The organism is Hafnia alvei, from assembly GCF_964063325.1.
Lineage (GTDB): Bacteria > Pseudomonadota > Gammaproteobacteria > Enterobacterales > Enterobacteriaceae > Hafnia > Hafnia alvei_B.
Genome location: NZ_OZ061315.1, coordinates 1,624,814 through 1,639,423, shown reverse-complemented (window position 1 = coordinate 1,639,423; position 14,610 = coordinate 1,624,814). Strand labels below are relative to the sequence as shown.

General features: G+C 45.2%; 15 protein-coding genes and 1 pseudogene. 8 read left to right on the top strand and 8 right to left on the bottom strand.

What is annotated here, in order from left to right; translation table 11 throughout:
* Positions 1–83: 83 nt before the first annotated feature.
* Both potF and AB3Y96_RS07770 read right to left on the bottom strand, forming a co-directional pair.
* The gene (gene potF, locus AB3Y96_RS07775) at positions 84–1,190 is read right to left on the bottom strand and encodes a spermidine/putrescine ABC transporter substrate-binding protein PotF (protein ID WP_072309336.1); all 1,107 of its coding nucleotides are present in this window, start codon (positions 1,188–1,190) and stop codon (positions 84–86) included.
* A gap of 400 nt (positions 1,191–1,590) precedes the next feature.
* Complete coding sequence (locus AB3Y96_RS07770; RefSeq protein WP_072309311.1) at positions 1,591–2,082, bottom strand: YbjN domain-containing protein; 492 nt, start codon at positions 2,080–2,082, stop codon at positions 1,591–1,593.
* Positions 2,083–2,224: 142 nt separating this feature from the next.
* Between AB3Y96_RS07770 and AB3Y96_RS07765 the strand changes: the two genes are divergently transcribed.
* Positions 2,225–2,419 carry a DUF4250 domain-containing protein gene (locus AB3Y96_RS07765; RefSeq protein WP_072309310.1) on the top strand — a complete coding sequence of 65 codons (195 nt, stop codon included), beginning with the start codon at positions 2,225–2,227 and terminating at the stop codon, positions 2,417–2,419.
* Here the strand turns inward: AB3Y96_RS07765 and rimK are convergent.
* The 3 genes from rimK to AB3Y96_RS07750 are packed head-to-tail and all read right to left on the bottom strand — an operon-like array spanning position 2,416 to position 4,342.
* On the bottom strand, positions 2,416–3,303 hold the full coding sequence (gene rimK, locus AB3Y96_RS07760) for a 30S ribosomal protein S6--L-glutamate ligase (RefSeq protein ID WP_367298883.1): 888 nt from the start codon (positions 3,301–3,303) through the stop codon (positions 2,416–2,418). The genes AB3Y96_RS07765 and rimK overlap by 4 nt on opposite strands.
* Before the next feature lie 27 nt (positions 3,304–3,330).
* Positions 3,331–4,053, bottom strand: coding sequence for an oxygen-insensitive NADPH nitroreductase (gene nfsA, locus AB3Y96_RS07755; protein WP_072309308.1), 723 nt, complete (start codon positions 4,051–4,053; stop codon positions 3,331–3,333).
* Positions 4,037–4,342: a YbjC family protein gene (locus AB3Y96_RS07750; RefSeq protein WP_072309307.1), complete on the bottom strand. Its 306-nt coding sequence runs from the start codon at positions 4,340–4,342 to the stop codon at positions 4,037–4,039. The genes nfsA and AB3Y96_RS07750 overlap by 17 nt, the downstream gene beginning before the upstream one ends.
* Positions 4,343–4,497: 155 nt before the next feature.
* On the opposite strand from AB3Y96_RS07750, the gene AB3Y96_RS07745 reads away from it, so the two are divergent.
* Positions 4,498–4,761, top strand: coding sequence for a GrxA family glutaredoxin (locus AB3Y96_RS07745; RefSeq protein ID WP_004095905.1), 264 nt, complete (start codon positions 4,498–4,500; stop codon positions 4,759–4,761).
* A gap of 73 nt (positions 4,762–4,834) precedes the next feature.
* Here the strand turns inward: AB3Y96_RS07745 and ybjM are convergent, their stop codons facing one another.
* On the bottom strand, positions 4,835–5,227 hold the full coding sequence (ybjM, locus tag AB3Y96_RS07740; protein WP_072309306.1) for an inner membrane protein YbjM: 393 nt from the start codon (positions 5,225–5,227) through the stop codon (positions 4,835–4,837).
* 331 nt (positions 5,228–5,558) lie between these two features.
* Here ybjM and AB3Y96_RS07735 point away from each other — a divergent pair, with 331 nt between their 5' ends.
* Both AB3Y96_RS07735 and AB3Y96_RS07730 read left to right on the top strand, forming a co-directional pair.
* Entirely contained in the window at positions 5,559–7,247 is a 1,689-nt protein-coding gene (locus AB3Y96_RS07735) for an aspartate:alanine antiporter (protein ID WP_072309335.1), read from the top strand.
* A 296-nt stretch (positions 7,248–7,543) separates the two neighbouring features.
* Positions 7,544–7,867: pseudogene (locus AB3Y96_RS07730) on the top strand (capsid portal protein); the annotation flags it as partial.
* 1,158 nt (positions 7,868–9,025) lie between these two features.
* On the opposite strand, the gene AB3Y96_RS07725 reads toward AB3Y96_RS07730, so the two are convergent.
* Complete coding sequence (locus tag AB3Y96_RS07725; protein ID WP_367298882.1) at positions 9,026–9,412, bottom strand: hypothetical protein; 387 nt, start codon at positions 9,410–9,412, stop codon at positions 9,026–9,028.
* 533 nt (positions 9,413–9,945) lie between these two features.
* Positions 9,946–10,290, bottom strand: coding sequence for a hypothetical protein (locus AB3Y96_RS07720; RefSeq protein WP_367298881.1), 345 nt, complete (start codon positions 10,288–10,290; stop codon positions 9,946–9,948).
* A 212-nt stretch (positions 10,291–10,502) separates the two neighbouring features.
* On the opposite strand from AB3Y96_RS07720, the gene AB3Y96_RS07715 reads away from it, so the two are divergent.
* The 4 genes from AB3Y96_RS07715 to deoR all read left to right on the top strand — a co-directional run bounded on the left by AB3Y96_RS07715 (position 10,503) and on the right by deoR (position 14,442).
* On the top strand, positions 10,503–10,781 hold the full coding sequence (locus tag AB3Y96_RS07715) for a helix-turn-helix transcriptional regulator (protein ID WP_367298880.1): 279 nt from the start codon (positions 10,503–10,505) through the stop codon (positions 10,779–10,781).
* A gap of 469 nt (positions 10,782–11,250) precedes the next feature.
* Complete coding sequence (locus AB3Y96_RS07710; RefSeq protein ID WP_367298879.1) at positions 11,251–12,495, top strand: MFS transporter; 1,245 nt, start codon at positions 11,251–11,253, stop codon at positions 12,493–12,495.
* 314 nt (positions 12,496–12,809) lie between these two features.
* The gene (gene ybjG, locus AB3Y96_RS07705) at positions 12,810–13,418 is read left to right on the top strand and encodes an undecaprenyl-diphosphate phosphatase (RefSeq protein WP_072309298.1); all 609 of its coding nucleotides are present in this window, start codon (positions 12,810–12,812) and stop codon (positions 13,416–13,418) included.
* 259 nt (positions 13,419–13,677) lie between these two features.
* The gene (gene deoR / locus AB3Y96_RS07700) at positions 13,678–14,442 is read left to right on the top strand and encodes a DNA-binding transcriptional repressor DeoR (RefSeq protein ID WP_168780212.1); all 765 of its coding nucleotides are present in this window, start codon (positions 13,678–13,680) and stop codon (positions 14,440–14,442) included.
* Positions 14,443–14,610: the final 168 nt, after the last annotated feature.

Sequence of the window (14,610 nt, the reverse complement as noted above, 5' to 3'; positions counted from 1 at the left end):
TAAAAGCACACAGGCAAAGAGGTTTTCTCTGCCTGTGTATTCAGCGTAGCCACATTATTTGTCTACGTAACTGTTTCGCTGATTTATTTTCCGGTTTTCACTTTGGTCCAAGCTCGGGTGATCACGCGGTCAATTTTTGGCGATTGCACTTTAAGCGTGAACATTTTTGCTCTCACGTCCGGCGGAGGATAAATTCCCGGATTATCCCGCACCTCTGGATTTACCAGCGGTGTCGCCGCTTTATTGGCGTTAGCGTAATAAACATGGTTGCTGATATTTGCGATCACTTCAGGGCGTAATAAGTAGTTGAGGAACTGATATGCCTCAGGGGTGTTTTTAGCATCAGCGGGCATCGCAAACACATCGAAGAAGATCAGTGCGCCTTCTTTCGGAATACTGTAGGCAATATCCACGCCGTTTTTGGCTTCTTTGGCACGATTGGCGGCCTGCATCACGTCGCCCGACCAGCCGACCGCGACGCAAATATCACCGTTGGCTAAGTCATTGATGTACTGAGAGGAATGGAAATAACGAATATTTGGACGAAGTTTTAACAGCAGATCGTTCGCCGCGCCGTTGTAGTCGTTGGCATCAGAGCTGTTAGGGTCTTTACCAATGTAATTAAGTACGGTGGCATAAATTTCAGCGGGTGCATCAAGGAATGACACGCCGCAGCTTTTCAATTTCTCCAGATTCTCAGGTTTCAACACCAGATCCCAGCTATTCACCGGTGCATCTTTACCCAATGCCGCTTTCACTTTCTCGACGTTGTAACCAATCCCCGTGGTCGCAAAGGTGTACGGAATCGCATATTTATTGTCTGGATCGTGCTTAGCCACCAGCTGTAACAGCTCAGGATCGAGGTTTTTATAATTACTCAGCTGGCTTTTATCTAAGGGTTTAAATACGCCCGCACCGACCTGACGCTCGAGGAAACTGGCGGAAGGCACAACCAAATCAAAACCGGTACTGCCGGCCATCAGTTTGCCTTCCAGCACTTCATTAGAATCGAAAACGTCGTAAACCACCTTGATACCGGTTTCTTTGGTGAAATTCGCCAAGGTGTCTGGCGCGATATAGTCAGACCAGTTGTAAATATGCAGCGTTTTCTGATCGGCTGCCGTTGCCCCGGCAGCCATTAAAGCCCCTGAAATGGCACCTACCAGCCACTTTTTATTCCCGTTGATCATCATCAATCCCTCCAAATAATGTAGAAACGGCGCGCACTAGCCCGTTTACCAGCAGTGATGGCATGCGACAGCAGATCGTTATGCATATAAAATCAGAAAAAACGGTTATTTCTTCATTTAAATGTTGGGTAATAATATGAGGAAAATCTGAGCTGTACGCTGCAAATCAAGCATAACTGCAGATAGCCTATCCAGCCACCGAGCGGTGGAAAAAACGTCAATTATCGATTTTCTATGCAATTGCATCTATGTCGTGCGCCATTCATGCCTCTAATGGCGTCAGATATCGGGGAGATTGATTAGTTTGCAGAATATTTATGAGGTTTTTATACAAAAACTAACGGCACCATAACGGTGCCGTTGAACCATGTCAGCGCAGTGACTGTCAGTGGCGTTATCACTAATGCAGCAGAGGTCCGCTCATGGCGTCTGGGTCGTAATCGGCGTCGCTTTCTTCACCTTCGCCGAGAAACAACATGCCATTGGCGCGCGTCTCCATCATGATCATCGAAAGCTGTTCTTCGCCCTGTTTCATGAACTCAGCAAACTGCTCAAGCGTCACGCCAACGCTGCCGTTCAATGAAAGACAGGCAATCAGCTTCGGTAAATTGTCATCCTGAATATCAACAAAGACTTTCACTGCCAACGTGCTGGCGTTCATTTGACTGAGATCGGCAACCAACGGGATCAGCGAGGTTGGGCGTATTTCAGCCAGTGCGCTGAACAAAATCGTTTTATCGATCATATCGACTTTGGCATCAAATACACCGTCAAAATTCTGCATATGTGGCAGATGTAGCGCTTGGCAGGAGTCACACTCAAAAAAGGTGATGCCCAGTTGATCCAGCCAGCGTCGTAAAAGATCCAGATCCGGGACGATTAGCGAATCCATAGTGGCCTACCTTACAAAAATGATAAAACAGGAGATAATAAGCACAGACGTAGAAAAGGGGCATAGCTTACGGAAAATTGCCCGTTTTATCTATGCTCAAAGACAATTAATTCATCAATCTTGGCGGAAAGAGGAGTACACAATGTCGCTGACGCGCTATGCCACCATGGACCCATTGATGCTGATGAGCATCGTCAACATGAAACTCCGCGACGAGTGCCCATCGCTAGAAGATTTGACCCGCCGTTATGATATTTCAATCAGCGGATTACAGGAACGATTGGCGCAGGCGGGATATCACTACCAGCCTGCAACCAACCAGTTTGTGCAGGTTTAGTGCTTTTTGCGCGCAATCGTGCGCTCAATGTAGTCGATCATCATGTCTGCGATATCTTTCCCGGTGGTAGTTTCAATGCCTTCCAACCCCGGCGAAGCGTTGACCTCCATCACCAACGGGCCTCGTTCGGAACGTAGGATATCAACGCCTGCCACGCATAAACCCAGCGTGGCAACGGCTTTCAGCGCCACCTCGCGTTCTTGCTCGGTGATAACCACCCGTTTGGCGGTACCGCCGCGATGCAGGTTAGAACGAAACTCACCGGGTTTAGCCTGCCGTTCGATAGCCGCTATCACGCGTTTGCCGATCACGAGACAACGTATATCCGCACCCTGAGCCTCTTTGATGTATTCCTGCACCAGAATGTGCGCATTCAAACCACGAAAAGCATCAATAACACTTTCCGCAGCCTGACGCGTTTCAGCAAGAACCACGCCGATCCCCTGCGTTCCTTCAACCAGCTTAACCACCAGCGGAGCACCGCCGACCATTTCAATCAAATCGCTAGTATCGTCAGGACGGTGCGCGAATCCCGTGATAGGCAAATCGATGCCCTGTTGAGCCAATAGCTGTAATGAGTGCAACTTGTCACGGGCTTTGGCTATCGAAGCGGCGTTGTTCAGCGGAAAACTACCCAACATTTCAAACTGCCGCAAAACCGCCGTGCCGTAAAAGGTGATCGCCGATCCAATGCGTGGGATAACGGCGTCATAGCGCTCTAACTGGCGCCCTTTTTCATGCACGCTGGGGGCCGCGCAGTTGATGTTCATATAACACGAAAGCGGATCAACAATATCAATGTGGTGACCACGTCGCAGCGCCGCCTCTTTCAAGCGTTTACATGAATAAAGGGAGCCATCACGGGAAAGTATGACGATATTCACAGCCAACCTCTTAAACCAGTAGGCAAACTATCTTAGGATCCAACCTTGTTTATGCAGATATTCCAGCATAAACGGGCGGCTCTCTTTCGCCAGCGTGCGCTTAATCTGCTCGCTCCAAGTATCGCTACGTGTATTGCTTCCGCGGCTTTGATAGTAGGCGCAAATATGGGCGTCGTATTGCGCGAGAAGTTCGCGATCGAGCGGCTGATAGTAATTTTCATGTACCACCATCGCCTGAGGTAAACGCGGTTTTTGCGCAGGGTTGGTCGCCGGATACCCAAGGCACAATCCCATCAGCGGCAGCACATTTTGTGGCAGCTTTAATAACTGGGTGACTTCCTCAATATTATTACGTAGCCCGCCAATATAGACACCGCCTAGTCCCAACGATTCAGCCGCAGTAAAAGCGTTCTGCGCCATCAGCGAAGTATCAACGGTACCCAACAGCAGTTGCTCGGCCAGACCTAATTGAGCTTCAGGAAAAATTTCTTTATGACGATTGAAATCAGCGCAGAAAACCCAGAACTCTGCAGCATCGGCCACATGCTGTTGGCCTCCGGTTAACTCAACCAGTTGCTCACGTAGTGAAGGATCGGTAATACGAATAATAGAGCTGCACTGCAAGAAGCTTGAGCTCGACGTTGCACGTGCCGCAGCAAAAATTGCCTCCCGCTCTGCGTCACCGATAGGCTGTGGCGTAAACGCACGGACAGATCGATGTGAACACAGAAGATCAATGGTTGGCGTCATTTTTATGCTCCTCAGATTTTGTTTCAGGTTTTGCCGCCGACGCATCTTGCTTTGGCGTTAAACTAAACAGCGGTGTTTTGCTGTGCGTCAAACTCCAAATCAGCGCCACGGCAGCCGGTATCATCAATGCAACACCGGCAAAAATCATCATGACCGCCGCAAGCGGTGTCGCAAGCAGATCGGGTAGATGAATATAATCGTGAATGCTGAGATAGGCTACCACCAGCAGTACCATTCCCAGCGCTTCACAGATTAAAACAGGTCTAGGCAAATCCCCTAAAGCCTTCATGCGGACTCCCTAAATAGGTAAAATTTATCAAAGTAACAGGCAAATCCTACTTTTTTTTAACTGCCGTAGCAGGCATAGTAAACGCAGTTAAAGTGAGTCGGCGCTAAACATTATCAAGATTTAGTGAATAAGCTCAAATCAATCAAGGAGTTCTCATGTTTGCAGTAATTTTTGGGCGTCCGGGCTGCCCGTATTGTGTCCGTGCTAAAGAGTTGGCTGAGAAACTGACCGAAGAACGCGATGATTTCAACTTCCGTTATATTGATATCCACGCAGAAGGTATCACTAAAGCCGATCTGGAAAAAACCGTCGGTAAACCGGTTGAAACCGTTCCACAGATTTTCATCGATCAGAAACACATTGGCGGATGCACTGACTTTGAAGCCTATGCCAAAGAAAATCTGGCTCTGTTCCAGTAATCGTTTTCTGCTTCGAAAAAAGGGCATCCATTTGGATGCCCTTTTATTTTATCTATCCGAATGTCATGAGTTTTTAGCGATAGCGCTCAACGCCAAGAGAGCGCTTCTTCTGCCAGGTGAGCGCAACAAACCAAAAAAGAAACGCGCCTGACGTCGACCAGAAAAGCGCACTGGTTCCATACGCAAACATCTGTAATCCGTTACGGAGCTCTGTTCCATAAAACAGGTGAATCAATGTTGAAGCCAGCACGGCACAAAGGGTGCCAAGAAAAGGATAAAAAATGCGGCCGCTCACAGAAGCATAGCTCGCTATAAATCCTGGAATAACAAACCACAGCAGGCTGATTTCACCTTTCATTACAATATTGGGGCCGTCTGCGTGATCCCACGGTTTTAATGCCATGAAGAGCAAGCTGACCAAGATAAAAGCAACTATCGCGCCCAACCAACGCCGATACATTGTCATCAAAAATCCCTCTTTCCTTAGAAGCGATATTCAATACACCCACAGTAACCTGCTATTTTCACCGCCCTTGGCGAAACAGATAGCCCTGTGAGCCCACGCATTCCCTAGCGCGATAACGTGCAAAAGACGCATTCCCACATGTTTCGGCTTTTTGTTGGCCGAACACACAAGTCGCGTCTAAAATAGCTGCCAATACATCGTTCGTATTGGGGTTTCATCTATTACTGCGGATCTCCGAGTTAAAGATGAAATTTATTATTTTGTATGGTTGAATGTATCTCCAATAGTCAATCATATCAAGCGCAAGCTAGTTAACGATAAGTTATTCGCCGTGAACATTGATGTCGCAAGTTTGTTAACAGGAAATTACATCCTGCTGTTGTTCGTTGTCTTGGCGCTGGGGCTATGCCTCGGTAAATTACGTCTGGGTTCCGTTCAGCTCGGTAACTCCATTGGCGTTTTGGTTGTCTCTCTTCTACTCGGACAACAGCATTTTGCCATCAACACGGAAGCACTGAATCTCGGCTTTATGCTGTTTATATTCTGTGTGGGCGTAGAGGCCGGTCCCAATTTCTTCTCTATCTTTTTCCGCGATGGGAAAAACTATCTCATGCTGGCCCTTGTGATGGTTGGCAGTGCGTTAGTGATGGCTTTGGGCTTTGGTAAACTTTTCCATTGGGATATCGGCTTAACCGCTGGGATGTTGGCAGGCTCAATGACCTCCACGCCGGTGCTGGTAGGTGCGGGCGATACACTGCGTCAAACCATGACTAACAATCCTAATCTCGCCCATCTGCAAGACAACCTAAGCCTTGGCTATGCTCTGACCTATCTCATTGGTTTAGTCAGCCTGATTTTTGGCGCGCGTTATTTACCTAAACTCCAACACCAAGATTTGCCAACATCAGCGCAGCAGATTGCGCGCGAACGTGGATTAGATAATGAAGTGCAGCGCAAAGTTTTTCTGCCAGTTATTCGCGCTTACCGCGTTGGCCCAGAGCTGGTTTCTTGGGCTGATGGCAAAAACCTACGCGAGCTGGGTATTTATCGCCAAACCGGTTGTTACATCGAACGTATCCGCCGTAACGGCATCTTGGCCACGCCAGACGGTGATGCGGTTTTACAGGTCGGCGATGAGATTTCGCTGGTGGGCTACCCTGATGCCCATGCCCGCTTAGACCCAAGCTTCCGTAATGGGAAAGAAGTTTTCGACCGCGATTTGCTGGATATGCGCATCGTGACCGAAGAGATTGTGGTCAAAAACAACAATGCAGTGGGTAAACGCCTTAGCCAAATCAAACTGACTGACCACGGTTGCTTCCTAAACCGTGTGATACGCAGCCAGATTGAAATGCCTATTGATGACAACATCGTGCTCAACAAAGGCGACGTACTTCAGGTGAGTGGCGATGCACGCCGCGTTAAAAGTGTGGCAGAACGCATTGGATTTATTTCAATCCACAGTCAGGTTACTGACCTTTTAGCCTTCTGCGCCTTCTTTATCGTTGGCTTGATGATTGGCTTGATTACCTTCAAGTTCAGTAATTTCTCCTTTGGTATCGGCAACGCAGCTGGATTACTGTTCTCCGGCATCATGCTTGGGTTCCTGCGTGCCAACCACCCTACTTTCGGCTATATCCCGCAAGGGGCGCTGAACATGGTGAAAGAGTTTGGCTTGATGGTGTTTATGGCCGGTGTTGGCCTAAGCGCAGGTGCGGGTATGAACCACGGCCTAGGACAAATCGGTGGGCAAATGTTGCTCTCCGGCTTGGTCGTCAGCTTGCTGCCCGTTGTCATTTGCTTCCTGTTTGGTGCCTACGTGCTGCGCATGAACCGCGCCCTGCTATTTGGCGCCATTATGGGGGCCAGAACCTGTGCTCCCGCGATGGAAATCATCAGCGATGCCTCACGCAGCAACATCCCTGCACTAGGCTATGCGGGCACTTATGCCATAGCCAACGTACTGCTCACGCTCGCGGGGACACTTATTGTCATCATATGGCCAGGCGTCGGCGGATAATAAAACCTTATAATTCAAACAAAAAGGAAAAAGCTGTGATTTTTTTCACTTTGTCTGAAACTTTCTAGCCGCGATAAAGTCTTAATTAGTGCCACTGCTTTTCTTTGATGTTCCCCATATTGAGGAGCCCGATAGTCCCGCCTTCTTAGGTTCAAGACTACCGGGTTTTTTATTGCCTGAAATTTAAGTCTATATAAAACAATATGTTAAAAGTTACTCTTTAGACCGATGGCAGCAAAGTGGCAGCAGAGAAAAATCACTACTCCCCAGATATAAAAAACCGCCCGAAAAGTGAACTGGACCGCCGCGAACTATTGGATTATCTGGAATGCTCCCGCGTCGAACAGTGGCATGAACCGCCGATTAGTCTGGATGGGCTGGCGTGCACGTTCCGTGCAGCAACACACCACAGCTCGGCCATTTACGTAAAACGTAATATTCTGACCAGCACCTTCATTCCGTATAAGTTGCTTAGCCAGCAGGCATTCAGCCGCTTTGCGCTAGATTATCTGGTGTTCGGCAACGCCTATCTGGAAAAGCGTAGAAACCGACTCGGTGGCACACTCACGCTAGAGCCTACGCTGGCAAAATACATGCGCCGAGGCGTCGATCTCGATACTTTACGATCTAGATCCTTTTTCTTTCATGCAGATCCATGCATAACTAGCTGCTTAACACATGATGAGAAAACTAACATCACATAGTCTCCCACCAACAGAAGATCACTCTTCACCGTTTACACTTGCGTAGAATATTCATTTTTTAATTACCACAAAATAGAAAGCAAGTGATGATATATATGCGATAAAGCTAATTATAGTTACAATTACTTTATGTTTTATCCACCTTGTTTGCTCTCTAGGGAGGGATTTTATAAATCGTACCTCATTTACATCCATGTCACGCGTGTAGAACCCATTTTCTTTTGCTAGTAGCGCGATTATGAAGAATGAGTCCCGCATGAAAGAAAAAAAGAATCCACCATCCCTATACAACAATACTTGATTTGGAAGTTTATTGAATCTATTCATAAAAGAATTACATGTTTCTTGAAAATTTCTTTTTGAAAGAAAATATTGAATAAAGCAAAGTAATGTCGATAGCGCTGATATGGCCGCAAGTACGGCCATAATGAGTTCTTCAGTTGTACTAAAGATATTATTTACCATAAGTTTCATATACCTTATCACCCAACAATTCACCACCGGAACTACCAAGTTCATGTCCTACATGCTTAACAACGCCTATGCCAATAGTCTCATCACATAAATACTTTTATTTTATGAAGATAGTAAAAGCGAGATAGTTAACAATAAGTGATATAAATCCAAATATCAAAATTAAAAACTTAGCTTTAATCCAAAATATTTTTTTGGATGGTTGTTTTTTTATAAAAGAATATATGTTTTTATCTAAATTCCTAACAAAAAAGCTATCATCATTGAATATTGCGGCCATAAGGAAAAAAATATCCTTTTGGAATGTAAATAGGATACCAGAACTTTGATAGGCCAAGACATCTGCGGGTATGTAGTGATACTGTTCAAGGAACTCATTACATAGTTCCTTGTGTTTATTATTTTTTAATTCTGAATAAATGAAGGCTATCACTATGACAGCAAAACTGAAAAGTGATGAAAACATAATTAATGATTTCAATTACTCACCTCTCGATTCATATATATACTCTCCAAAGCCGTCTCCTAAATAAGAGTCTGTTTCTCCACCAACATTCCTACACTCTAGTATAACTCCGTAAGTTAGGTCTCTGACGCTACTCAGCTCATTGTTAATAATCTGTAGGAAATGTATGAAATTAGCATTAATATTATGCTAACAGAGAATAGTATATATTTTATTTTTATCCATAGCGTTATTTCACTAGGTAGCGATCTAATGAAGTTGTAGTGTTCAGACTTCATGTCTCTAACTATAAAATTACCTTCAGAAACTATTAGTGGGAATAAAAAGAAAAGATCTTTTTGAAAGGTTAGGAAAACGCCACCCGCTTGAGCGAGTATAATCCCCCCAGGTAAAAAACCAAACTCTTTAATAAATAAGGAGCATAAAGATTTATGTTTTTTGTTATTAATGACTGAATAAATAATGGTAGCAAAAAAAACCAAGAAGGATATAACTCCTAATGTCATAGTAATTAAATCCATTTTACTCACCAATCACCTCATGTGTTTTTTGAATCATTCGTCAAATTAACCACTTTCATCTTATATCAAAACCTGTTGTATTACCACATAAACAGCATCCTCTTCAGAGTAATATTTATTCATTAACCTTCCCTGACTTTACACAAATTACATATTATCACCCTAGTTGAAAACTATATCTGTGTTTTATATTTAAATACCAAATAAGCCTAGTGATTTCAAAATAAAAATATTTAGAGTTATAGAAGTAAAAGCCACCGATAACTCTAGTGGCTTTTTTCTATCTCACCTTTTAAAAATAAGAAGAATTAAAGCGATGGAGATAAAATACCCAAAAAATGCAGCGTTCGTAAGTGCGTCAAAACTTATAGTTAAATCATCAATTACGGCATTACATCGAACAGCTGTAATCTGTTCATGAGGTTCTATACCTACATATTTTAGGGTAGTGTAATACCCCAAAACAAGCCCAAATAAAAACACACTATAAATTACCGTAATGAGAGAAATACTCCCCCCATCGAATTAAGCCCTTAATCGACATTATATGATCCACCTAGAATACCGTCTACTGTGCCACCAGAGTACCCACTCAATGAACCGGCTTCGGACATAGAGCCTGTACCAGCATGTAAGAATTTGCCTCTTGTCGTATCCTCTATTTCAGACATGGCCGTAATATTTTCATATTTACTTTTGAATTTGGAGGTGACTTCTAAAACGTTCATGGAACTGAGGGAGTGACTCATTTTCTCAAGAAAGTTTTGCAGTGAAATAGGTATTGAAAAATCCTCTTCACCTTCAATAGGGAACTGCGTGGTCATTGGTGTATAACTAGTCCCAAATATTTTACTGCCCGCTTGTCGTAGAACGGTCACTGAACCACCATTTCTAATTGATTAACAATTGGAATAATATACCAATTAAACCATACCAAAAATGAGTGAATGTTCAGATTTTCTTATAATTCAGAGTTTGCCAATACCGCCTATACGGGACCTATTTTCTTTCCTTCTCATTAGCCAGTGCAGCCAGATACTTACGATCACCCAAGACAATCTTCAACGAAAAAGCTCACACGGTGTGACTTATGGATTTAACGAATGGCGGGCGTGGCACAATTGAACGAATGGTTCAGGCGTATGGTTTCAAGACTCGACAACAACTTTGCGATCAGCTTGGTGTGTCTAAAAGCACATTAGCAACGCGCTATATGCGTAACTCTTTCCCTTCAGATTGGGTAATTCAGTGCGCGCTAGAAACAGGATTGCCTTTACACTGGATCGCATTTGGTGCAGGCCCACAGCAAGACGTGGGTGACATTGATGTTTCTACGATGTTTCTACGCTTCCAAAATCAAAACTCATAAATGGGAAGTTACAGGAAGATGGCTTTTATCTATTCGATAGTCTTTTCTTCCTGAAAAACTGCAGAACCCTATCGTTATTGTTGAGCAGGATGCAGAGCATATCTGTGAACGCCAGTTTGAAGATGTTCGGATGGTAGTAACTTACTGATTTTAAAGACTCAGTCTCATAACCGGGTTTTTATAGCCTGAAATAAATACCCGCATTAAATCAAATAGTTAAACCATCACTGGTATTTATACTTGATGGCGAATTTCATTCAATAACTCCCCTCGCCCTTAATGTTGGCTTAAGCAACTCGCTATACCCTAAGCCTGTTCTGTCATTCAGATCGCCAAGCTGGTTGCTTTTTTGCATCGAGGCAGATTTGAACCCATAGTAATTTTAAAGCCGTTCTCATGATGAGTCGGATTGAGGCCATCTTCTATCAAGGTGGTGCCTAATGGACTTTCACTCATTATTGGTAATGCTATGAAGACTCAAAATAAAATTATCTCAATCCCTCTGTATGCAAACTCCCGCGACCTGATCATGGGCCAGTCGCTATTTAGCGGTGCGTTTTATCTTGTTATCCCTTTCCTTGTGCTATTTATGCATGACTCACTGCGGTTATCTGGAGAGATCATCGGGTTCGTCGTTGGGCTGCGCTTTTTTGCTCAGCAAATGATGTATATGAAGAGTGACCAACTTGCTCACGCTATTGGTGGGAAAAATCTTTTGCTACTTGGGTGTATGACGCAGGCGAGTGGTTTTTTGTGTTTAGCATTCGCGAGTCAGCCCAACCTGCTCATCGCTGGAGTATTACTCACTGGGATTGGTGGCGCGTTATTTGCGCCGGCCAAAAGCCTGCTGCTGAATGAAGCGGGCGAAGGCGATCATAAGCTGAAATCTGGCAAGGTTTTGGAACTTGGGAATTCAGTGGCCATAGCGGGCGAACTAGGCGCTATTGTTGGGCCTTTACTGGGTTTTTGGTTAGTCGACCTGGGTTTTCATGCCTTAGCATGGGGCGGCGTTTTGGTGTTTGTTGCTGCAATGATTTGGTTAGCGCAAAAACTGCCTGCCAGTTTCTATTACCCAGAGTTGCCCAAGCAAAAAGGCAGCTGGCAGAACGTGTTACAAAATCGCCGCTTCTTAGTGTTTGTATTAGCCTACAGCAGCTATTTGCTCAGCTACAGCCAGCTATTTTTAGCTCTTCCTCTGACGCTGCGTCATTTGGGCGGCGAGAGTGAGTATATTGGCCTGTTGTTTGCGTTTTCCGTGCTGATTTCAGCGCTGGTCCAAAAAGGTCTACGCAGTTTTACTAACAGAAAAGAGAGCCAGCTATTAGTGATGGGATTTTCAACCCTGTCGCTCGCCTTCATCTATATGGCATTTATTGCGATACGCCACCAGACCACCGGCTGGCACGGCTATTTGCCGCTGTTGATGTTTGTATTCCTCATCAACTGTGGGCAGATTCTGATTGTGCCAACGGCCAAGCGCCTTGTGAGCTATTTTGCAAATGGCAATGATACAGCGCCGTATTATCAGGCACTGGCGCTGAGCGGTGGCTTTGCGGTTTTAGTTGGCAGCCCAATCATCGGGGAACTGATGGAGGCCACTCGTCATAGTCTGACGCTCGCGGGCCTACCTTGGTTTGTGATGGCGTTATTCCCTGCACTTAGCGCCATGGCTATCGGGCTAATGTTCCCGACCACGCCAGCAAGAGCTTACTAATCATTCAAAAAATCATTCATAAACCGAATGGTGCATCGCCCCTTAATGTTCCCTTAAGCTGTGATTGTTAAGGTAATGACATGGGGTGAGGCACCCTATTTGCTTCAAATTCTGAATACCACACTTTTTGCTAATTTTCAGATTACTGGCCTTTACTCCCGCGATGCTGACTTTTATTGTATGCGCTCTTTTGCCGTTACTGATGTGGGCCAATGTGGTCTTTCTGCTCGGCTTTGTTTGGGTGTCATTCGATAAAATAGCTGTTATTTCATTGAGATGCCTATTTTGGGTTTGTTAGAAGAGTAAGACGTTATATGGAACAGTTTAACCAAGCGTTCTTTATACTTGTGAACGCCACACCAAATTCTCCGGCTTGGCTCATTGCATTAGCTAAGTTTTTTGCCAACGATTTGATCGCCATTGTGCCGATACTGATCGTGAGTTTTTGGCTATGGGGACCACGTAAAGCCATGGCCGAGAATCGCACTCTTGCAACCAAAGCCACCTTCGCACTCATTTTCGCCCTGCTCGCCTCGCGCGTCATTGGCATGATATTCCCCCATGCTCGACCGTTTGTAGATGGCATCGGTTATCAATTTATCCCGCATGCGCCCGACAACTCTTTCCCTAGCGATCATGGTACCGGCATCTTTACCTTCGCCTTGGCATTTTTGTTCTGGTATCGCCATCTGTTATTCGGTGTGATTTTATTAGCATTGGGCATTTGCATTGCTTGGTCACGCGTCTATCTTGGCGTGCATTGGCCGCTAGATATGGTTGGCGGGCTGCTCGTAGGACTCATGAGCTGTGCGGTAACGCAGCTGCTTTGGGGCATGATTGGCCAAAGCATCGTGAGTCGCTTACACCAGATTTACGCCTTCAGTTTTGCGCTGCCGATTCGACGAGGATGGGTGAGACAATAAGCCCAATGAGATAATCAGCCCGTTTTTGCGGGCTTTTTTGTATTTGCTAGACTACAGTCACTCAATCACCAATTTGCGCCTCAGCAGGCACAGAGGTAAGATGAAAGGCCTCGCGAACGATTGAATTCGTTGAAAGTAGTCGCATTTATCTCATCCAACACCACGTTGGAACGTTGTTCCTTCTCCGGAATCTCATGGGAAAAGGCATCCCGATTATTCTTGCCCGGCTTAAGTACCGGCCACTTTACTGAGAGAAATTATGGAAACCCGGCGTTACGATCGTATTAACCGCTTGTCACAGGCGCTCAAACGAACAGATAAACTACATCTTAAAGATGCTGCCGAGTTACTTAATGTCTCAGAAATGACGGTGCGCCGCGATTTAGCCTCACAAAGTAGCGATGTGGTTTTGCTGGGTGGTTACGTGGTGTTAGATCCTAAAATCCATCAAAGCGCTCGTTACTTCGTGACCGACCAGCAGGAAAAACGTGTCAAAGAAAAACGCCACATCGGCACACTGGCCGCGCAACTGGTGCAAGAAGATGACGTGGTCTTTTTTGACTGCGGTACCACGGTTCCTTTCATCATTGATGCTCTTGATGAATCTCTCAGCTTTACCGGCGTCTGTTACTCATTAAATACCTTCATGGCATTGCGAACCAAACCAAACTGCCGCGTAATCTTGTGCGGTGGGTCATTTAATCCAGACAGCGCCATTTTCGTTGCCAACGGGCTCTGTAGCGAGTTGGATAATCTTTGCCCCACGCTGGCCTTTATTTCTGCTGCAGGCATCACCCCCAAACAGGGCGCGACCTGCTTTAATCTTGACGAGATAGCACTTAAACAAAAAGCGATTCAGCGTGCACGGCGCTCGGTGCTCATCGCTGATGCCAGCAAATTTGGTGAGGTCAAACCCGCTTGGATTGCGCCACTTTCCGAGTTTTCCATGCTAATCACCGATCAAGCACCAAGAACGGAAATTTGTCAGTTCTTGATCTTAAAAAACGTACAACTTTTGTGCTAATCGCTATTTAATAATCATTATCACTTTGATAAACCTATTTATAAACTACAGTTTCAAGATAATTGGAGCTGTAGTCATTTCACCATTATAGTCGTTTGTTTATTTACCAATCCTTTCTTCCCTATTCACCATTTCCTTTCTCACCAATAAGTTAATTAATCATACTTA